Below are 20,070 nucleotides of genomic sequence, written 5' to 3' on the forward strand. Positions count from 1 at the left end.
GACTGACCCGACGCTATCGCGAGCAGGCTCGCTCCCACAGGTTCCGTGCCTTGGCTGACAGGAATTGGGTGGGCCTTGAGGCACAAGGATTTTGGCAACATAACTAAGGATGGTCGCTGGATGAGAGCTGAAAACAACAATTCGCCCGCTCGGTCGGGCAGCACGTTTACTACTTTAAAAACCCTCAATCGCGCCTTGCTCTGCGCATTGGCCACCCTGGGCACCGCACACGCGGTGCCCTACGTGGAAAACGGCAGGACAGGCGATCCCGATAGCTGGCGCAGCACAGAGTTCAACGCCGATTGGGGGCTGGGGGCGATCAACGCTCAGGAGGCCTACGCCGCCGGTTACACCGGCAAAGGCGTGAAGCTGGGGATTTTCGATCAACCGGTTTACGCCTTGCACCCGGAGTTTTCCGGGGCCAATAAGGTGATAACTCTGGTCACCAGTGGCATCCGCGAATACACCGACCCGTACATTCCGGTCAAAGCCGGGGATGCCTTTTTGTATGACGGTTCGCCCTCGGTGGGCTCCAACGGCAAACTCGGTGCCCACGGCACTCACGTTGGCGGGATCGCCGCGGGCAGTCGCGATGGCGGCCCGATGCACGGCGTTGCCTTTGGTGCGCAAATCATCAGTGCCGACAACGGTGACCCGGGCCCGGAAGACGGGATCATTCGCGGCAACGACGGCGCGGTGTACAAGGCCGGTTGGGACGCCCTGATCGCCAGCGGCGCGCGGATCATCAACAACAGCTGGGGCATCGGCATCACGGATCGTTTCGACCTCGGCGGTCGGGATCCGGCGTACCCGCACTTCACCGTGCAAGACGCACAACTGCAATTCAACGAGATCCAGACCTTGCTGGGGACCAAACCCGGCGGTGCCTACGACGGCGCCATCGCGGCGGCCCGCAGTGGCATCGTGACGATCTTCGCCGCCGGCAACGACTACAACCTCAACAACCCGGACGCCATCGCCGGCCTCGGCTACTTCGTCCCGGAGATCGCGCCGAACTGGATGACCGTCGCCGCGTTGCAGAGGAATCCGGACACTAACAGTCCCGATCCTTACAACATCAGCACCTTCTCGTCGCGTTGCGGCTACACCGCGAGTTTCTGCGTGTCGGCACCGGGCAGCCGCATCTACAGCTCGATTATTAGCGGCACCAATGCCAATGACCTGACTACCGGCTACGCCAATTACAACGGCACCTCCATGGCGGCGCCGCACGTTGCAGGCGCGGTGGCGGTATTGATGGAACGCTTCCCGTACATGACCGGCGCGCAAGTCGCCAGCGTGCTGCGCACCACCGCCACCGACCTCGGCGCACCCGGCGTCGACTCGCTGTACGGCTGGGGCATGATCAACCTGCGCAAAGGCATCGATGGCCCGGCGATGTTCGTGACCGAGCAGGACATTCCCGAGGAATTCCGCATCGACGGCGCCTACGGCTCCAGCCAGTTTGTCGCGGACTTGCCGGGTATCGGCGCGATCATCGACGCCGGCAAACCCACCGAGCGTGTGTGCAATGACGTGCATTGCGGGCTCGACGTTTGGCGCAACGACATTTCCGGCCATGGTGGCCTGACCAAGCAGGGCATCGGCACACTGGTGCTGACCGGCGCCAATACCTACGCCGGCCCGACCCTGGTCAATCAGGGCCGATTGGCCATCAACGGTTCGCTGCTGTCGGCCGTCACCGTCAATGACAGCGGGATCCTCGGCGGTAACGGCAGCATCGCGGCGCTGACCGCGAAAAGCGGCGGTACCGTGGCGCCCGGCAACTCCATCGGTACCTTGCAGGTGGCGGGCGACGTGACTTTCGAGCCTGGCTCGACCTACGCCGTAGAGCTGTCGCCCACCAGCAGCGACCAGATCATTGCCGGCGGCAAGGCTGTGATCGAAGGCGCAACGGTTAGCCTGTCTCTGGAAAACAGCCCGACATTGCTGACCACCAGCGAAGCGAAATCCCTGCTCGGCAATCAGTACAACATTCTGCAAGCGGCCGGTGGGATCGAAGGGCGCTTCGGTGCAGTGGTGCCGGACTACCTGTTCCTCGGCGGCACCCTCGACTACTCGGCTGGCGGCATTCAACTGGCGGTGGTGCGCAACGCGACCTCCTTCACCAGCGTTGGCCAAACCCCGAACCAACGCGCCGTGGCCGCTGCCGCCGAGCAGTTGGGCGCAGGCAATCCGCTCTACGAAACCCTGCTGTTGTCGCCGACCGCCGCTGTCGCGCAACAAGCGTTCCAGCAACTCTCCGGTGAGATTCATCCGGCAATCGGCACGCTGCTGATCAACGACAGCCGCTACCTGCGCGATGCAGTCGGCGAGCGTCTGCGTGAGCACGATTTGTTCGACGCCGGGGCACCCACCGATGACCGCAGCAACGCCTGGCTCAAAGTGCTCGGTGCCTGGGGCAAGAGCGATGGCGGGCATGACAACGCCAGTTCCAACAGCTCCATTGGCGGGCTGCTGGCCGGTGTCGATGGCTTGATCGCTGAAGATACCCGACTGGGTTTCGTCACCGGTTATAGCGACAGCTCGTTGAGCATGGGCGATGGCACGCACTCGTCGGCCTCGGTCGACAGCTACCACTTGGGTGCGTACCTGGGCCATGAAATCGACGCGTTGCGCCTGAGCGTCGGGGGCGCTTACAGCTGGCATCGCATCGACGTCAAACGTGACCTGCAATTTAACGGCGTCAGCGGCAAGCAGAAATCCAAACGCGATGCGACCTCCGCGCAACTGTTCACCGAAGCGGCGTATCGCCTGGACCTGCAACCGGTCGCTTTGGAGCCGTTCGTCAATCTGGCTTATGTGCATTTGAACACTGAAAGCTTCAGCGAAAAAGGTGACGCCGCCGCACTCAAGGGCGGTGAAAACAACCGCGACGTGGTGCTCTCGACCCTTGGCCTGCGGGCGAGCAAAGCCATTGCGTTGTCCGACCAGCAACAGCTGGAACTGTCCGGCACGCTCGGCTGGCAGCACAACCTGAGCAACACCCGTTCCGAAGACCACTTGGCCTTCGTCAATGGCAACACCGCGTTCAGCGTGCAAAGCGTGTCCATGGACCGCGATGCCGCGGTAGTCGGTGCCCGTGCCGGATTGGCGCTGGGCCGCGATACCCGTTTGAACCTGGATTACAACGGGCTGCTCGGCTCCCGGGAAAAAGACCACGGTGTGGGCCTGACCCTGGACTGGCAGTTCTGATTTGACGCTAAGGAAGCAAGAACATGGGACTGTTTGATTACAAAAATGCCGGCAGTGAGGCCGGCAAGGCGCTGTACTCCGACGCGATCGCGCTGACGCTCTACGCGTACACGCCAACCGGCCAGCCACTGCCGGCGACCGCTTGGGCGCCGATTGGCGCCACAGCGTTGGGCTATCAGGGCAACGTCGGGGCTCAAGGCACCTTCTATGGCGAGAAGGACGGCTTCACCAGCGCCGAAGCCGAAGTGCTCGGTAAATACGACGAGGCAGGCAAGCTGATCGGCATCGGTATCGCCTTCCGTGGCACCGGTGGCCTGGGGTACAGCGACACCTTCGGCGACATGAAAAACAATCTGCTGGCCGCGGTCGGCCCGGTGGATTACGCGACGAACTACGCGAAAAACGCCTTCGACACTTTGCTCAAAGACGTCGCCGCGTTTGCCATCGCCCACGGCCTGAGTGCCAAGGATGTCTTGGTCAGCGGGCATAGCCTTGGCGGGTTAGGGGTCAACAGCCTGGCGGAGTTGAGCGGAAACAATTGGGGCGGTTTCTTCAAGGACGCCAACTACATCGCCTTCGCCTCGCCGACCCAAAGTGCCACCGGCAACAACGTGCTGAATATCGGCTACGAAAACGACCCGGTGTTTCGAGTGCTCGACGGCACCACGTTCAGCAGTGGCTCGCTGGGCAAGCACGATGGTCATCAGGATTCGGCAACCAACAACATCGTCAACTTCAATGACCAATACGCCTCCACCGCGCAGAACCTGGTGCCGTTCAGCATTCTCAATCCGCTGAACTGGTCAGCCCACGGTTCGTTGGGCTATGCCGACGGCTTGAACCGGGTGATCGACTCGCGCTTCTACGACCTCACCGACAAGGACTCGACGCTGATCGTGTCGAACCTGTCGGAATCGTCCCGAGGCAGTACCTGGGTCGAAGACCTGGGCCGTAGCGGCGAGCCGCACACCGGCAGCACCTTCATCATCGGCACCGACAGCAATGACTGGCTCAAGGGCGGCGCGGGCAATGACTTCATCGAAGGCCGAGACGGTAACGACCGGTTCCGCGATGACGGTGGCTACAACCTGCTGCTGGGCGGCAAGGGCAGCAATACCTTCGAGCTGCAGAAACCGTTGCAGAACTTCAGCTTTGCCAATGACGGCGACGGCACGCTGTACGTGCGCGATGCCTACGGCGGCATCAGCATGACCCGCGACATCGGCGCGCTGGTGAGCAAGGAGTCGGGTTCGTGGTGGGGTAGCAAGGAGGTGACCTACAGCGTCACCGCCAATGGCTTGCTCAATGGCACGGAACTGACCCATTACAACCACTCGCTCAACGGCGATGCCTATGGCAATACGCTGGTGGCCAGCGTCGACGGTGACTGGCTGTTCGGCAATGCTGGTGACGACCTGCTGCGCAGCGACAAGAGCCACGTGACCTTCGTCGGTGGCGCGGGCAATGACGTGATGCAGGCCTCGGGGGGCGGCAACAACACCTTCCTGTTCAGCGGGGCCTTCGGCTTCGACGCGATCAATGGGTATCAGGGCAGCGACAAACTGGTGTTCATGGGCGTCCAGGGCGCGGGGCAGGGCTATGACTACACCCAGCACGCGACCCAGGCCGGCAACGACACTGTGCTCAAGATTGGCGATTACGCCGTAACGCTGGTGGGCGTAGGTCTGGATAATCTCTCGGCTTCGGGAATTACGTTTGCGTAAAAGCTGCATGCACTAAAGGCTCCGGGGCGCCTCGTGATTGAGGCGTCCTGGCTGTGAGCTATCTCTGACAATTCCAACAAAGAGAGAGGCAATACCAATGGGTGTGTATGACTACAAGAACTTCGGCACAGCAGACTCCAAGGCGTTGTTCAGCGACGCCATGGCGATCACGCTGTATTCCTATCACAACCTCGACAACGGTTTCGCCACCGGTTACCAGCAAAACGGCTTCGGCCTGGGCTTGCCGGCAACCCTGGTCACCGCGCTGATCGGCGGCACCGATTCCCAGGGCGTCATTCCCGGCATTCCCTGGAACCCCGATTCGGAAAAGGCTGCTCTCGAAGCCGTGCAAAAAGCCGGCTGGACACCGATCACCGCCGCGCAATTGGGCTATGACGGCAAGACCGACGCTCGCGGAACCTTCTTCGGCGAGAAGGACGGTTACACCAGCGCCCAAGTGGAGATCCTCGGCAAGTACGACGCCCAGGGTCATCTCACCGAAATCGGCATCGCTTTTCGCGGCACCAGCGGCCCGCGGGAAATCCAGATCGGCGACTCCATCGGTGATGTGATCAACGACCTGATGGCAGCGCTAGGGCCAAAGGATTACGCGAAAAACTACGTAGGTGAAGCCTTCGGCAATCTGCTCAGTGACGTTGCAGCGTTTGCCCAGGCCAATGGGCTTTCGGGCAAGAACGTACTGGTCAGCGGCCACAGCCTCGGCGGGTTGGCGGTCAATAGCCTGGCGGACTTGAGCAGCGATAAGTGGTCCGGGTTCTACCAGGATTCCAACTACATCGCCTACGCCTCACCGACCCAAAGCAGCAGCGACAAAGTGCTGAACATCGGTTATGAAAACGACCCGGTGTTCCGCGCCCTCGATGGCTCGTCGTTCAACCTGGCCTCGGTAGGCGTGCACGATGCCGCCAAGGATTCGACGACCGATAACATCGTCAGCTTCAACGACCACTACGCCTCGACGGCGTGGAACGTGCTGCCGTATTCCATCCTCAACATCCCCACCTGGATCTCGCACTTGCCCACCGGTTACGGCGACGGTATGACCCGGGTGCTGGAGTCGCAGTTCTACGACCTGACCAGCAAGGATTCGACCATTATCGTCGCCAACCTCTCGGACCCGGCGCGCAGCAACACCTGGGTCCAGGATTTGAACCGCAACGCCGAAACCCATAAAGGCAGCACCTTCATCATCGGCAGCGACGGCAATGACCTGATCCAGGGCGGCAAGGGCAGCGACTACCTGGAAGGCCGCGACGGTAACGACACTTTCCGCGATAGCGGCGGCTACAACATCCTGTTGGGCGGCAAGGGCAGCAACGTGCTGGACCTGCAGCAGTCGGTGAAGAACTTCGTCTTCGCCAATGACGGTGCCGGCAACCTGTACGTGCGCGACGCCAATGGCGGCATCAGCATCACTCGCGACATCGGCAGCATCGTCACCAAGGAGCCGGGTTTTCTCTGGGGGGTGTTCAAGGATGACGTGACCCACAGCGTCACCGGCAATGGCCTTGTGACCGGCAGCAACCTGACCCAGTACGCCTCAAGCGTGAAGGGCACGACCGGCGCCGACACCCTCAATGCGCACGCAACCGGCGACTGGATGTTTGGCTTCGATGGCAACGACCATTTGATCGGCAGCACCGGCAACGACGTGTTTGTCGGCGGGGCGGGTAATGACCTGCTGGTATCAGGCGGCGGGGTCGACACGTTCCTGTTCAGCGGGGCGTTTGGCCAGGATCGGGTGGTGGGCTATCAAGCCAACGACAAACTGGTATTCCTAGGGGTTCAGGGCGTTGCGCCGAACGATGACTACCGGGCCCATGCCACGGCGGTAGGGCAGGATACGTTGCTGACGTTTGGCAGTGATTCGGTGACCCTGGTGGGTGTCGGGCTGGACAGTTTGTCCGGTGGGGGGATTGTGATCGCCTGAGGGTGATGCGGCGCCGGTAAGGGCCTCTTCGCGAGCAAGCCCGCTCCCACATTTTGATCGCAGGCGTACCCATATTTGGTGTTCACTGAAGATCGAATGTGGGAGCGGGCTTGCTCGCGATGAACGATAACGCGGTAAACCTGCCTGTCTACGTGACCCACCGGTCACTCTCGAACTCCAATACCTGCACCAACAGGAATCTGGCACTAAACCATCAGCCCACATACTCGTTATACTATAACGCAGGTGCTGCATGCCGCCATTCGAGTACAGGAGATTTAGCAACGTGAGTAACAGCAAGAGGTACACCTTCGGGCTGGCGCTGGCCTTTATATCGGCAACAGCCGCCGCAGAACTGCCTCAAAGCTCGATTCTGACCCGTTACGGGGTCACCTCCGATCAACTGCCAGAACCGGCCGCGATCGAAACCGCCAAACCTGCCAAACCCATCGAAGAAAAAACTCGCTTTCAAATCCAGCCGGAACAGCCCTGGGTGACAGTGCGCCTGGGCGACGGTAAACAACCGGAGAAAACCGGCAATATCAGTATCGATCGTTCGATGCAGCAAGAACGGGAGCGTTGTCAGCGGATGCAGGAACAACTGATCCGGCAAGGAGGGCAGTCCCTCTCCTGCGATAACAGCATTCCAGGGATTCACTGAGCAATGATCGCAACAGGCGTTGCCAGGCTGAAGCAACAGGGCTGAGCCCACTGACCACGACATGAGTGACTGATATGACCCTATCCACAAGCGTGGCAGGGCAGACGGGAAGTGTTTCTTCTGCGCGTGCCTGCAGCGCTGCAAAAACCAATACCCGGATGCTCGCCATCGATGCCCTGCGCGGCTTTGTCATGCTCTGCATGCTGGTCGACCATGTGCGGGAAACCTTTTTGCTGCACCGCCAGGTGACCGACCCGATCGACGCCTTGAGCGTGACCCCGGACCTGTTCTTCACCCGACTGCTGAGCACCATCTGCGCCCCGGTGTTCATCTTCCTCACCGGTTTGTCGGCCTGGCTCTACAGCCAGAAACACACGGCCAACGAGACGTCGGTGTTCCTGCTCAAGCGCGGGCTGTTCCTGGTGTTTCTGGAGCTTACGTTCGTGTGCTTCGCCTGGAACGCCGAGTTCCCGCCCAAGACATTGTGGTTGCAAGTGATCTGGTGCATCGGCATTTGCATGATCGTGCTCGCCGGGTTGCTGCACTTCAAACGCGGTTGGCTGATCGTGCTCGGGGTGGCGATTGTCGCCGGGCACAACCTGCTCGATGGTGTGACCGTGGGGCCTGAGTCGCCGTTCTTTGTGCCGTGGTCAATCCTGCATCAGCGGGTGTTCATCGACATCACCGAGTTCACCCGGGCTCGCACCACCTATCCGGTGTTGCCGTGGATCGGGGTGATTCTGCTGGGCTGGGCCATCGGGCCATGGTTCGGCAAGGACATGGAACCGGCGGAGCGGATTTCGCGGTTGCTGAAAGTCGGCTGCGGCCTGCTGGTGGCCTTCGTGTTCATCCGCTACTTGAATGTTTATGGCGAGAAGCCTTGGGTGCAAACCGGTGAGTCGCTGCGCACTTTCATGAGTTTCCTGAGCGCGAAGAAGTACCCGCCATCGCTGATGTTCCTGATGCCGACGCTTGGTCTGGGGTTGATTCTTTTGGCGTTGTTCGAGAAAGCTCAGGATCGCTGGTCCACCGCGACCTTGGCGATCTACGGCGGTGCGCCGATGTTTTTCTATTTGCTGCACCTGTACGTGCTCAAGGCGATGTACTTGATGGCCGTCGCGATTTGGGGCACCAATCAGGGCACTTATTACGGCTTCGACAACCTGCCTATGGTCTGGCTATGGAGCGTGATCCTCGGGGTGTTGCTGTTCTTCCCGACGCGCTGGTTCGCCAACCTCAAACAGCGCCGTCGCGACATCGCGATTCTCAAATATCTCTGATCAAAGACCGAGAAGTTTGAGCGATGAAAATCCTGTAGGAGCGAGGCTTGCCCGCGAAGAAAGATCACGCGTAATGCCTGAAAAACCGCGGTGCATTCTTCGCGGGCAAGCCTCGCTCCTACAGGTTCTGTGTCAGTCTTCTTTGCGAACCGTGGCCACGTCATCGGCCCGGACTTTCACCTTCGCCCCGGAAATATCTTCAAACTCAAAGAAGCCGTCCTCGGTCTTGGTATTCGGCATGTCCTTGGTCAAATACTGAGTGCCGTTCTGCAGGGTAACAACCGTTGGCGTCGAGCAACCGGCCAGGGCCAGAAAGGCCGCTACTGCCAAGGGCAAACCCAGAGTCTTGATATTCATACACACCTCTCATCACTGAATAAAAACAGCTCGACAGCCCCGCTTGAGGTCAATCGTCGCTGTACCTCTAACGCGGTTGGTGCGATGGAATGGCAGAAAGTTCGATGGTCACCCGAAAATTGCCGAATAGCGTCGCCACTGATCCTTTTCCGTTTGCACCGGGTGGGGCATAGCTGGTATCTGTACGCATAACCAGTACTCGTTTGCCATGGCCCTTTTTGCCCGTGATTGTAAATCCTCTCGACGACCCGTTCTATTACTTGAACAACTTCATGCAAGTGCTTGATTGGCTTGAACATCGCTATGCCGATGTATTGAGCGTCGAGGAGCAGGATTTCATCCGCGACTTCAATCGACTGCCCCGCGAGTCCCAGGCCCTGCTGGTCAGACTGGTGATGCGCAAGGGCGTGCATTTCAGGGCCGGCAAATTGAGTTACGCCGAGATCGGCGACATCGACAGCGCTGCGGCGCCGCTACTGGCATCGGGCTGGATCGATGAGCAGTCGCCGTTGCACATCGAGGACTTGTTCGAGGTGTTGCTCAAGGCCGAGATTCTCCAGTGCCTTGGCGGCGCCATCGATCAGCCCAAAGGCAAAAAGACCGATTGGCTGCCGGCCCTGAGCGAGCAGTTTCCCGAGGCGCAAAGTTTTGCCCAGTGGTGTCCGGCGCTGAATGAGCGGTTGTTCAGCCTGACCGTCATGGGCCTGTGCGACCGGCTGCGGCTGATGTTCTTCGGCAATCTTTACCAGGACTGGTCGGAGTTCGTGCTGGCCGACCTCGGCATCTTCACCTACGAGAAAGTCGAGTTCTGTGCCGAGTCCCGCGGCTTGCGCAGTCGCGAGGACGTCGATGCCTGCCTGTTTCTGCACTTCTGCCAGCAGCGTTTCGAGGCCGGTGAAGACGTGGCGGACATTGTCGAGCAGATCAACGGGCTGCAGCTCGACAATCCCTGGCTGCAAAAACGTCGGGGCAAACTGCTGTTCCAGATCGGCCAGCATTGCGAGCGCGTCGCGGATTTTTCCACTGCCCTGAACCTCTACCGCGAATGCGCCTACCCCGGCGCGCGTCTGCGGTTGATTCGCGTGCTGGAGCGCTGTGCTGAATATCAACTGGCCATGGACCTGGCCACCCACGCCGAGCAAGCCCCTGAAAGCGCCGCCGAGCATCAGCATCTATTGCGTGTGCTGCCCAGACTGCGGCGCAAACTGGGTGGGCCGCCGATCAAGCGGCCAGCCCCTCGGGCCATGCAGCGTCTGGACCTGCAACTGCCCCGGCACGATCCGGCGTTGTCGGTGGAGTCTTACGTTCAGGCCCACCTGGCGGACGATTCAGCGCCGGTGCATTACGTCGAGAACAGCCTGATCAATTCACTGTTCGGGTTGCTGTGCTGGCCGGCGATCTTCGCGCCGTTGCCGGGGGCGTTTTTTCACCCGTTCCAGCGCGGTCCGGTGGACCTGCTCAACGAAGACTTTCATGCGCGGCGCGCGGATCTGTTTCAGGCCTGCCTCGCCGAACTCGATGACGGGCGTTATGTGCAAACTGTCCGCGAGCGTTACAGCGCCAAGTGGGGCGTGCAGTCGCCGTTCGTATTCTGGGGCGCGCTGAGTGAGGAACTGCTGGAGCAGGCACTTGCCTGTCTGCCCGCCGAACACCTCAAGCACTGGTTCAATCGCCTGCTGCTCGACATCAAGGCCAACCGCGCCGGCATGCCGGACTTGATTCAGTTTTGGCCGCAAGACAAAACCTACCGGATGATCGAAGTCAAAGGCCCCGGCGATCGGCTACAAGACAATCAATTGCGCTGGCTGGAGTTCTGTCACGAACACCAGATGCCGATTGCCGTGTGCTACGTGCAATGGGCGGAGCAGGGCGCGTGAGCTACAGCATTGCGGTGCGGGCGCTGTGTGAATTCACCGCCAAGGTTGGCGACCTCGACCTGCGTTTCACTCCGTCGCCGACCGCGCTGGAGGGCATCGTCGGGCATCGCACCGTGGCCTCACGGCGCAGCGAGGGTTACCAGAACGAAGTCGCGCTTGAGGGCCAGTATCGAACCTTGACGGTGAAGGGCCGGGCGGACGGCTACGATCCGGCGCAAAACTGCCTTGAAGAAATCAAGACCTACCGTGGCGACCTGAGCAAGCAACCGGCCAATCACCAGCAGTTGCACTGGGCGCAGGCGAAGATCTACGGCGCGTTGATGTGCCAGAAACTGCAGTTGGAGCAGATTAATCTGGCGCTGGTGTACTTCGACATCGTCAGCGAAAAGGAAACCTGTCTGGCCGAGGCCTTCAGCGCCGCCGAACTACAGCTGTTCTTCGAACACCATTGCGGGTTGTTCCTGCATTGGGCCGAACAGGAAATGGCCCATCGCGAAGGGCGCAATCTGGCGGCGCAACAGCTGGCATTTCCCCATGCCGATTTTCGTCCCGGGCAACGGCATCTGGCCGAATCGGTGTTCAAGGCGGTCAGCACCGGTCGTTGCCTGATGGCCCAGGCACCGACCGGTATCGGCAAGACCGTTGGCACGCTGTTCCCGATGCTCAAGGCCCTGGCGCCGCAACAACTGGACAAGGTGTTTTTCCTCACGGCGAAAACTCCGGGGCGCAAATTGGCGCTGGACGCCGCTCAGGTCATCCTCGACAGCGCCGATGCTCCACCCTTGCGAGTTCTCGAAATGATCGCCCGGGACAAGGCTTGTGAGCACCCGGACAAGGCCTGCCATGGCGAGTCCTGCCCGTTGGCCCAGGGTTTTTATGATCGTCTGCCGGCCGCACGTCAGGCCGCCAGCCAATTGAGCCTGCTGAACCAGAGCGCCTTGCGCGAGGTTGCCCGGCAGCATGACGTTTGTCCCTACTACCTCAGCCAGGAAATGGCCCGCTGGGCGGACGTGGTGGTCGCCGACTACAACTATTATTTCGACTTCAGTGCGTTGCTGTTCGGGCTGGCCCAGGCCAATAACTGGAAAGTCGCGGTGCTGGTGGATGAAGCCCACAATCTGGTGGAGCGTGGCCGGCAGATGTACAGCGCCAGTCTCGACCAGGCGACGTTGAACAGCGTGCGAAAAACCGCGCCTGATGCACTGAAGAGATCCTTGCAGCGGGTCAATCGCGAATGGAATGCGCTGCATGATCAGCAACTCAGCCCCTATCAGGCCTACGACAAAGCCCCGGAAAAACTGCTTCAGGCGCTGTCCTTATGCTGCGCGAGCATCGGCGACTACCTGAACGATCATCCCCAAGGCCTGGACAGCGGATTACAGAATTTTTACTTCGACATGCTGCAATTCGGCCGCGTGGCTGAACTGTTCGATGAGCATTTCCTGTTCGACATCAGCAAACGCGACCTCGAGCGCAAGCGCAACCTGTCGCAACTGTGCCTGCGCAATGTGGTGCCGGCCGCTTTCATTCGCCCGCGCCTGACTGCTGCGCGTAGCGCTGTGCTGTTTTCCGCCACCCTGAGCCCTCGGCATTACTACGCGGATTTGCTGGGAACACCGGCGAACACGGTGTGGATCGATGTGGAGTCGCCATTTCACGCCGATCAGCTGCAAGTGCACATCGTCAGCCAGATTTCGACCCGCTTTGTCCACCGTCAGGCGTCCCTTGAGCCCATCGTCGAGCTGATTGCCAAACAGTTCACCCAACGCCCCGGTAACTACCTGGCGTTCTTCAGCAGCTTCGATTATTTGCAGCAAGTGGCGCAGTTGCTGGCCGAGCGGCATCCGTACATCACGCTGTGGTTGCAGTCCCGGGGAATGGGGGAAGGGCCGCGTCAGGCGTTTCTCGATCAATTCACCCTCCATGGTCAGGGCGTCGGGTTTGCGGTGCTGGGTGGCGCATTCGGCGAAGGCATCGATTTACCCGGCGCGCGGTTGATTGGTGCATTCATTGCCACACTGGGGCTGGCGCAACTCAATCCGGTCAACGAACAGATGAAACAGCGCATGGCGGCGATTTTCGGTGCCGGGTATGACTACACCTACCTGTTTCCTGGCGTGCAGAAAGTCGTGCAAGCAGCGGGGCGGGTGATCCGCACTCAGCAGGATCAAGGGGTAGTGATGCTGATCGATGACCGATTTGGCGAGAGCAAGGTCAAGCAATTGCTGCCGCGCTGGTGGTCGATGAAATCGGCGCCTTTTTAGTCTGTTGAGTAGTGTCCTCACCGCGTATTGGTTTTTTGGAATTTCCAAACGAGTGGTTTGTCGCATACTCCAGAAGAACAACAATAAGGACAGGGCTCCATGAGCGATGACCGGACCAAGATCAATGCCATCGAGGAGATGCGCTTTCGTCTGCTGATCGATGCCGTGGTGGACTACGCGATCTACATGATTGACCCCGATGGCATCATCACCAGTTGGAACGCTGGCGCCAAGCGTTTCAAAGGGTATGAGGAGGCGGAGATTCTTGGTCAGCATTTCTCGCGTTTTTATACCGAAGAGGACCGCAAGGCCGGTTTGCCTCAGCGCGCCCTTGATACCGCCATTCACGAAGGGCGTTTCGAGGGCGAAGGCTGGCGGGTTCGCAAGGACGGCACGCATTTCTGGTCCCACGTCATCATCGATCCCATTCGCGATCCGTCGGGCAAATTGCTGGGTTTTGCCAAGATCACCCGGGATTTGACCGACCGCAAAATGGCCGAAGAAACCCTCAAGCAAAGCGAGCAGCAGTTCCGGCTGCTGGTGCAAAGCGTCACCGACTACGCCATCTACATGCTCGCCCCGGATGGACGCGTGACCAACTGGAATCTGGGGGCTCAGCGAATCAAGGGCTACCGGCCCGAAGAAGTTATCGGCCAGCATTTCTCGATGTTTTACACCCCTGAGGACCGCGAAGCCGGTGAACCCCAGCGTGCGCTGGAGATCGCTACACGCGAGGGGCGATTCGAAAACAAGGCCTGGCGCGTGCGCAAGGACGGCACGCGGTTTTTCGCGCATGTCGTAGTCGACCCGATTTGGGGCGAAACCGGCACGTTGCTGGGATTTGCCAAAATCACTCGGGACATCACCGAGGTGACCCAAGCCCAGCAAGCCCTTGAGAAAACCCGCGAAGCGTTGTTTCAGGCGCAAAAGATGCAGGCCATCGGGCAGCTCAGCGGGGGGATCGCCCACGACTTCAATAATCTGCTGACCGTTATTCTCGGCAATCTGGAAATCGTTCGTAAACGTGCGGCAGACGACCCGAGAATTACCCGTTTGCTCGACAACGCCACTCAAGGCGCCTTGCGTGGCGTTTCCTTGACCCAGCGCATGCTGGCGTTTGCCAGGCGTCAGGAACTCAAGACCGAATCCGTTGAGATACCAGCACTGATACAGGGGATTACCGGGCTGATGCGCAGCTCCCTGGGGCCTGCGGTGAGCATAGAAACCCGCTTTGCTCCCGAACTCGAACCGGTGATGGCCGATGTCAACCAGTTGGAGCTGGCGGTGCTGAATCTGGCGACCAACGCCCGTGATGCCATGCCCGATGGTGGGAAACTCATCATCAGCGCCCAGACACATGAGGTCCACGATCAGAAGTTATCCCTGACGGCAGGTCGTTATGTCTGCCTGAGTGTCACGGATACGGGGGAGGGCATGGATGACGCTACCCTGGCGTCGGCCATGGACCCCTTCTTCACCACCAAAGGCGTCGGTAAAGGCACTGGCCTGGGGTTGTCGATGGTTCATGGGTTTATAGAGCAATTGGGAGGACGCTTCATTCTGAAAAGCCGGAAGGACGTCGGCACCACGGCTGAACTCTGGTTACCCGTTGCACTCGCCAACTCGACCACCACACCCGCTATCGAGGAAACAGCCATGTCGCGGGTGCCTCGTCTGTGTGTGTTGGTCGTGGACGACGACAGCCTGGTGTTGACCAGTACCAGCCTGTTGCTCGAGGACCTCGGCCATCGGGTGATCAGTGCCTCGTCTGGCGCGCAGGCGCTGGAGCTATTCGACAGTGAACCCGCGATTGACCTGGTCATTACGGACATGGCGATGCCCAAAATGAACGGCGAGCAATTGGCGCAGATTATCCGCAACATCAGGCCACAGCTGCCGATCATCCTCGCCACCGGTTACGCCGAGCGTCTGGAAGGCTTGGCGGCCAGACTCCCACGCCTGTCCAAACCCTTTACCCAACTCAATCTGGTGGAAATCATTGCCCTGGTGATGAAGTGACCGTTGCCCTCATGTAAACCTTTGTGGCGAGCGAGCTTGCTCGCGTTGGGCTGCGTAGCGGCCCCAAAAATCTGACAATCATTGCCGATTTTTGTGAGCGCTACGCACTCAAGCGCGAGCAAGCTCCCTCGCCACAGGTTTCTCACTGATTCAAGACTCTCGTAAGTCATTCGCCGGGCTTTGCTATTCCCCCCATCAAGCCGCGAGGCTGGACGCGCCCAGCTCTTTTTTGTACCGGGCTTTCAGGCTTTCCATCTCAACACCCAATTCGTCGAGCGTCGCTTTGCCCAGCAGCTTTTTGGCCTGAGGAAACATTTCCTTTTCCTCTTCTTCGATGTGATGTTCCAGCAACTCCTTGACCACTTTCACTCGGCCGGCGAATTCGATGCTCGCGGGATCGGTGGTTTTCAGGTCGGGAAGCACCAGCGAATCGACGGTGCGATGTTCTTCCTTGGCTTCGTAATACATCACATCCTGTTCCTTGCCCCCGGCCTTTTTATATGCCGGGTACAAGACTTCTTCTTCCAGGCGGGTATGGATCGAAATCTCCATTTCCAGCTTGGCCAGCAACTCGGTGCGTTTTTTAACCCCACGCTCGGTGGATTCGCTCAGCCGGGTCAGGATGTCTTTTACGCGTTCATGGTCGGCTTTCAACAGGTCAATGGCGTTCATGATCGAACCTCTTGTTTAGTCACGGGTCAAGCGCAAACGGTCTTCCTGCCGTTGTCGCTCACACTGCTGGAGCATTTCCCGTGCCTGTTTTAAAGGTTAAGAAAACCCAAATAAAAACAATCAGTTGCTATGAATTTTAACTGGCCATTATCGTGCAGCCTGCATGAATCCAGTTTGCTGTTCAGTGCAGGTTGACCGACGTTCGTCAGACGTCCTGCTGATTGCGCCGCTCATAACGGGCCAGCATCGGTTGAGTGCTGATGCCATGCACCAGAATGCTGAGCGCCACCACCGACAACGTCAGGTCGGTGCACAGCGTCGCCGCCGCCGGACCGAGGTCATGGTTCAAGGCGTAGAACAGGTAATAAAAGCTCCCGATGCCGCGAATCCCGAACCAGCCGATCAACAGCCTCTGGCGACCGTCCAGCAAGCGCCCCCACGGCATGATCCATACACACAAGGGGCGAATGGCACAGAACAACACCAGTGCAACCACCAACGCTCGCCAATCCCAGTGGCCCACCAGCACCACGCCCAGCAGGGTGACCAGAAACACTTCCATGGCCCGTTCCACCAGGCTACCGAATGCCAGCATGTCGCCCATCATGATGCCCGCCGCGACTTGGGTTTCTGGCAGATTCGCCACGTCGCCGTGGACGGCAGCCTCAGGTTCGACGTTCTGGTGGCCGACCACCGGTTGCACCAGATGCTCGGCGGGAATCAAAGTGTCACCGGTGGATTTGACTTCGGCCTGGCGCAACCCGAGGCCGGCGGCGAACACCGACAGAAAGCCATAGCCATTGATCTCCTCGGCCGCCACGTAAGCGAGGGCGATCAGGGCCAGGGTCAGGTAATCGTTGGGAGAAATGGTGCTGTCGGCATTGCGGATGCGCATCGACAAGGTCAAGCGACCGATGCCGTGGCCCATCCAGTAACCGGTCAACAAACCGACCGGCACGGCCCACAGCACACTTTTCAATGCCCAGTCACTGAGCCAGGCCTCGCTATTGCCGCTCTGTTGCACAAACAGCAAGCCGAGGATCACGAAAGGGAAGGCGATGCCGTCGTTGAGGCCCGCTTCACCGGAGAGCCCGAAACGCACCTTGTCGTAATCCCTTGCGTCGTTGACTTGCACCAGCGAGGCCAGTACCGGATCGGTGGGGGCCAGAATCGCCCCGATCAGCAACGACGGCCCCCACGCCAGGGCAAAACCGTAATGCAGTAGCAGGCAGACGCCAATGATGGTCAAGATCATCACCGGTCCCGCCAGGCCGAACGCCACCCGCCATCGAAGATCCTTCAGCGGCAGGCGCAATTTGAGTCCGCAGACAAACAGCGAAAAGAGCACCGCGACTTCCGTCAGGTGCTCCATCCAGATCGCCGCATCCTTGATGTCCAGCTTCAGCAGGCCCAGGCCACCCGGACCGATCGCCACGCCCAGCGCCAGGCACACCGCCGACGTGGTCACCGGCATCCAGCGCAAATAGGACGAGGTCAGTGCCAGGGTCAGCAGCACCGCACCCAACACCGCCACCCATACAATGAAGCTCATGCCCGGTTCTCGGAGGTGTACCGCCGACCGCCGTTGAATGGCGGACTCAGGAAAATCAAACGCCAGTCACGCGCAAGTACTCAGGCCCAAGATAGTTGAACCAGAGCAGAATCATCTCCACCAGGATAGTCACCAGCACCAATAGCCCGACGCCCCATACGCTCGCCGCATTCAGCAGGCCTTGCTCCTTGCGCTCATGCATGAAGATCGGCAAACCGACGAACAGCAGAAACGTTGAATAGAGGGAGGCGGCCCCCAGCACGGTGATCGCCAGCCAGCGGCTCGGGTAGAGCCCGGCGATGCCTGCGAGGAAAAACGGGGTGACGGTGTAGGCGGCAAAACCGATGCACTGATTGACGGTGGGGCGTGAATCGAAGGTGCGCGACATCCAGCGGATGAACAGCCCCATCAGCACCACACCAACAATGATGCTCAGGTACAGCAGCCCGCAGAGTTGCAGGGCGCTGGTGGTACTGAGCTTGACCGTTTCGTTCTCGGCCAGGCTCCAGCCGACGTAGGTAGTCCCGATAAACAGGCACACGGCGGGGATCAAGGCGAGCACCAGCAAATGAGCGAGGTAATGGCGCGGATGCGCTTCCTCATCCTTACGAATATCTGTCCAGACGAAATTGGGCTGAGTGAACAGCCTGACGAAATGTGCGGACATGACGACCTCCAGATACAAGCGGCCCGGCATAGGGGCCCCTAGAAGTATTGAGGTGCATCCATCGCCGGGGGTTCATTTTTTATCGGGGGGTACCAAGGGCGGTCGGCTGGAGGGAATGTTTACAAGCGTTGAAGGTTGTTCCAGGCGCGCTCGTTGAGTTCGCTTGGACTTCCGACGGGTTTAGCTCAGAGGAAAGTTCGCTGTTCCTGCATACACTCAACTCATGAGTTAGGCTCAATGCGATGCAAGAAAACTCGGTGAGGAGTTGCTCATGAACACTCAATCGCTAATTGCACTGGCACTATCGTTGGCATGTCTCGCTGGCTGCGAAAACAAATACGATGTGAACGAGAAAAATTGCGAGCCGAAAAACTTCATGAAGCTGCCGGACGATCAGAAGCGGGAAGCCTTCATCAAGGCTTGCTTGGAGCGCATAACGCCTTGAACAGGATTCGATGCTGCGCATATCGCCCATAAAAAACCCGATGCACAGGCATCGGGTTTTCGGCATCAATCCGGGCTGTCAGGCCTGGCGGTTACGCAAACTACGCTCCATCCGCGCGATCCCTTCTTCCAGCAGCGCCCTTGGGCAGCCGAAGTTCAGGCGCACGAATTGCTGGGCGTGATCGCCGAAGTCCAGCCCTGCGCTCAGCCCGACTTTCGCTTGCTCAAGGAAGAATTGCTGCGGGTTATCCAGCGCCAGCGCCGTGCAGTCGAGCCATGCCAGGTAAGTGCCCTGAGGGATGTTCATGGTCACACCCGGCAACCGCGTACGAACCGCTTCCACCAGATAATCCCGATTGCTTTGCAGGTAGGCCATGAGCTCGGTCAACCACGGGCCGCCTTCGCTGTAGGCGACGCGGGTGGCTTCCAGGCCCAGCGGGTTGACGCTGTCGACCATGCCGCAGCGAGCGCTGTTGACCCGATGACGCAGTGCCGCGTCCTGAATGATCATGAACGCAGTCTTCAAACCGGCGATGTTGTAAGCCTTGCTCGCCGACATCAGGGTGGTGGTGCGTTTGGCGATCTGCGGGCTGAGCGAGGCGGTCGGAATGTGTACGCGCCCGTCGAAGCACAGCTCGGAGTGGATCTCGTCGGAGATGATCCAGGCGTCCTGCTCCAGGCAAATGTCGGCGACCGCTTGCAGCTCTTCGCGCGGAAAAACCTTGCCCAGCGGGTTGTGCGGGTTGCTCAGCAGCAGCGCGCCGCCCCCTTGCAGCGCCTGGCGCAAGGCATCGAGTGGCGTGGCATACGTGCCATCGGCCAATGCGTCGAAATCCAGTTCGACCTTGTTCAGCTGCCAGTGGCCCGGCGCATGGCGCAGCGGCGGGTAGTTTGGTGTTTGCACGACCACGTTCTGCTGCGGCTGAACCAGCGCGTTCAGGGCCATGTTGAACCCCGACTCGATACCCGGCAGGAATATCAGCTCCTGAGGTTGCACGCGCCAGGCGTACTTGCTCCACAGGTCGGCGACGATGGCGTCACGCAAGTCATCCTGAGCCACGCTGTAACCGAGCATCGGGTGTTCCAGGCGTTTTTGCAGCGCCTGAATGATCGCTGGCGGCGCGGCGAAGTCCATGTCGGCGACCCACATCGGCAACACGTCGGCCGGGTAGCGGCTCCATTTGGTACTGCCGGTGCCATGGCGGTCGAACACCTGATCAAAATCGAAAGTCATGCTCAGTCTCATAAAAGGCAGGGGGTTAATCCGGCGGCCATGATAAGCGCCAAACCCAGTGGGAGCGAGCCTGTGTGGCGAGGGAGCTTGCTCCCGCTCGGCTGCGAAGCAGTCGCAGAGCTTTTGGGGTCGCTTCGCGACCCAGCGGGAGC

14 protein-coding genes are annotated in these 20,070 nt (G+C 59.7%); 9 read left to right on the top strand and 5 right to left on the bottom strand.

Features of this window, described 5'->3' with window-relative positions; all coding sequences use genetic code 11:
* Positions 1-120 precede the first annotated feature (120 nt).
* The 5 genes from ACQKPC_RS07180 (at position 121) to ACQKPC_RS07200 (ending at position 8,832) form a co-directional block, all read left to right on the top strand.
* Positions 121-3,216 (top strand): autotransporter domain-containing protein, encoded by a 3,096-nt coding sequence (locus ACQKPC_RS07180; protein ID WP_427623856.1) that lies wholly within the window; start codon positions 121-123, stop codon positions 3,214-3,216.
* 23 nt (positions 3,217-3,239) lie between these two features.
* Positions 3,240-4,940, top strand: coding sequence for a polyurethane esterase (locus ACQKPC_RS07185; protein ID WP_427623857.1), 1,701 nt, complete (start codon positions 3,240-3,242; stop codon positions 4,938-4,940).
* 97 nt (positions 4,941-5,037) lie between these two features.
* Positions 5,038-6,891 carry a polyurethane esterase gene (locus ACQKPC_RS07190; RefSeq protein WP_427623859.1) on the top strand — a complete coding sequence of 618 codons (1,854 nt, stop codon included), beginning with the start codon at positions 5,038-5,040 and terminating at the stop codon, positions 6,889-6,891.
* A gap of 286 nt (positions 6,892-7,177) precedes the next feature.
* The gene (locus tag ACQKPC_RS07195) at positions 7,178-7,552 is read left to right on the top strand and encodes a hypothetical protein (protein WP_427623860.1); all 375 of its coding nucleotides are present in this window, start codon (positions 7,178-7,180) and stop codon (positions 7,550-7,552) included.
* A gap of 74 nt (positions 7,553-7,626) precedes the next feature.
* On the top strand, positions 7,627-8,832 hold the full coding sequence (locus ACQKPC_RS07200; protein ID WP_427623861.1) for a DUF1624 domain-containing protein: 1,206 nt from the start codon (positions 7,627-7,629) through the stop codon (positions 8,830-8,832).
* Between the two features lie 132 nt (positions 8,833-8,964).
* Here ACQKPC_RS07200 and ACQKPC_RS07205 read toward each other — a convergent pair whose 3' ends face one another.
* On the bottom strand, positions 8,965-9,189 hold the full coding sequence (locus tag ACQKPC_RS07205; protein ID WP_007902349.1) for a YgdI/YgdR family lipoprotein: 225 nt from the start codon (positions 9,187-9,189) through the stop codon (positions 8,965-8,967).
* A gap of 224 nt (positions 9,190-9,413) precedes the next feature.
* Here ACQKPC_RS07205 and ACQKPC_RS07210 point away from each other — a divergent pair, with 224 nt between their 5' ends.
* From ACQKPC_RS07210 to ACQKPC_RS07220, 3 genes are all read left to right on the top strand, one after another.
* Positions 9,414-11,066: a VRR-NUC domain-containing protein gene (locus ACQKPC_RS07210; protein WP_427623862.1), complete on the top strand. Its 1,653-nt coding sequence runs from the start codon at positions 9,414-9,416 to the stop codon at positions 11,064-11,066.
* Positions 11,063-13,330 (top strand): helicase C-terminal domain-containing protein, encoded by a 2,268-nt coding sequence (locus ACQKPC_RS07215; protein ID WP_427623863.1) that lies wholly within the window; start codon positions 11,063-11,065, stop codon positions 13,328-13,330. The genes ACQKPC_RS07210 and ACQKPC_RS07215 overlap by 4 nt, the downstream gene beginning before the upstream one ends.
* 99 nt (positions 13,331-13,429) lie before the next feature.
* Positions 13,430-15,349 (top strand): PAS domain S-box protein, encoded by a 1,920-nt coding sequence (locus ACQKPC_RS07220; protein ID WP_427623864.1) that lies wholly within the window; start codon positions 13,430-13,432, stop codon positions 15,347-15,349.
* A gap of 195 nt (positions 15,350-15,544) precedes the next feature.
* Here ACQKPC_RS07220 and ACQKPC_RS07225 read toward each other — a convergent pair whose 3' ends face one another.
* The 3 genes from ACQKPC_RS07225 to ACQKPC_RS07235 all read right to left on the bottom strand — a co-directional run bounded on the left by ACQKPC_RS07225 (position 15,545) and on the right by ACQKPC_RS07235 (position 18,240).
* Entirely contained in the window at positions 15,545-16,021 is a 477-nt protein-coding gene (locus ACQKPC_RS07225) for a hemerythrin domain-containing protein (protein WP_427623865.1), read from the bottom strand.
* Positions 16,022-16,226: 205 nt separating this feature from the next.
* Positions 16,227-17,573: a cation:proton antiporter gene (locus ACQKPC_RS07230; RefSeq protein WP_427623866.1), complete on the bottom strand. Its 1,347-nt coding sequence runs from the start codon at positions 17,571-17,573 to the stop codon at positions 16,227-16,229.
* Positions 17,574-17,628: 55 nt separating this feature from the next.
* Positions 17,629-18,240, bottom strand: coding sequence for a Yip1 family protein (locus ACQKPC_RS07235; RefSeq protein ID WP_427623868.1), 612 nt, complete (start codon positions 18,238-18,240; stop codon positions 17,629-17,631).
* 271 nt (positions 18,241-18,511) lie between these two features.
* Between ACQKPC_RS07235 and trbK the strand changes: the two genes are divergently transcribed.
* The gene (gene trbK, locus ACQKPC_RS07240) at positions 18,512-18,685 is read left to right on the top strand and encodes an entry exclusion lipoprotein TrbK (protein WP_063343699.1); all 174 of its coding nucleotides are present in this window, start codon (positions 18,512-18,514) and stop codon (positions 18,683-18,685) included.
* A gap of 78 nt (positions 18,686-18,763) precedes the next feature.
* Here the strand turns inward: trbK and ACQKPC_RS07245 are convergent, their stop codons facing one another.
* Positions 18,764-19,918 (bottom strand): MalY/PatB family protein, encoded by a 1,155-nt coding sequence (locus ACQKPC_RS07245; RefSeq protein ID WP_427623869.1) that lies wholly within the window; start codon positions 19,916-19,918, stop codon positions 18,764-18,766.
* Positions 19,919-20,070: the final 152 nt, after the last annotated feature.

The sequence above is a fragment of the Pseudomonas sp. NPDC089918 genome, from assembly GCF_050280605.1.
Taxonomy (GTDB): domain Bacteria; phylum Pseudomonadota; class Gammaproteobacteria; order Pseudomonadales; family Pseudomonadaceae; genus Aquipseudomonas.

What these genes read in the sequence shown, in the direction of transcription:
- ACQKPC_RS07180 (WP_427623856.1), top strand. Translation starts at nt 121, where the DNA reads ATGAGAGCTGAAAACAACAATTCGCCCGCTCGGTCGGGCAGCACGTTT.
- ACQKPC_RS07185 (WP_427623857.1), top strand. Translation starts at nt 3,240, where the DNA reads ATGGGACTGTTTGATTACAAAAATGCCGGCAGTGAGGCCGGCAAGGCG.
- ACQKPC_RS07190 (WP_427623859.1), top strand. Translation starts at nt 5,038, where the DNA reads ATGGGTGTGTATGACTACAAGAACTTCGGCACAGCAGACTCCAAGGCG.
- ACQKPC_RS07200 (WP_427623861.1), top strand. Translation starts at nt 7,627, where the DNA reads ATGACCCTATCCACAAGCGTGGCAGGGCAGACGGGAAGTGTTTCTTCT.
- ACQKPC_RS07205 (WP_007902349.1), bottom strand. Translation starts at nt 9,189, where the DNA reads ATGAATATCAAGACTCTGGGTTTGCCCTTGGCAGTAGCGGCCTTTCTG.
- ACQKPC_RS07220 (WP_427623864.1), top strand. Translation starts at nt 13,430, where the DNA reads ATGAGCGATGACCGGACCAAGATCAATGCCATCGAGGAGATGCGCTTT.
- ACQKPC_RS07225 (WP_427623865.1), bottom strand. Translation starts at nt 16,021, where the DNA reads ATGAACGCCATTGACCTGTTGAAAGCCGACCATGAACGCGTAAAAGAC.
- ACQKPC_RS07230 (WP_427623866.1), bottom strand. Translation starts at nt 17,573, where the DNA reads ATGAGCTTCATTGTATGGGTGGCGGTGTTGGGTGCGGTGCTGCTGACC.
- ACQKPC_RS07235 (WP_427623868.1), bottom strand. Translation starts at nt 18,240, where the DNA reads ATGTCCGCACATTTCGTCAGGCTGTTCACTCAGCCCAATTTCGTCTGG.
- trbK (WP_063343699.1), top strand. Translation starts at nt 18,512, where the DNA reads ATGAACACTCAATCGCTAATTGCACTGGCACTATCGTTGGCATGTCTC.
- ACQKPC_RS07245 (WP_427623869.1), bottom strand. Translation starts at nt 19,918, where the DNA reads ATGACTTTCGATTTTGATCAGGTGTTCGACCGCCATGGCACCGGCAGT.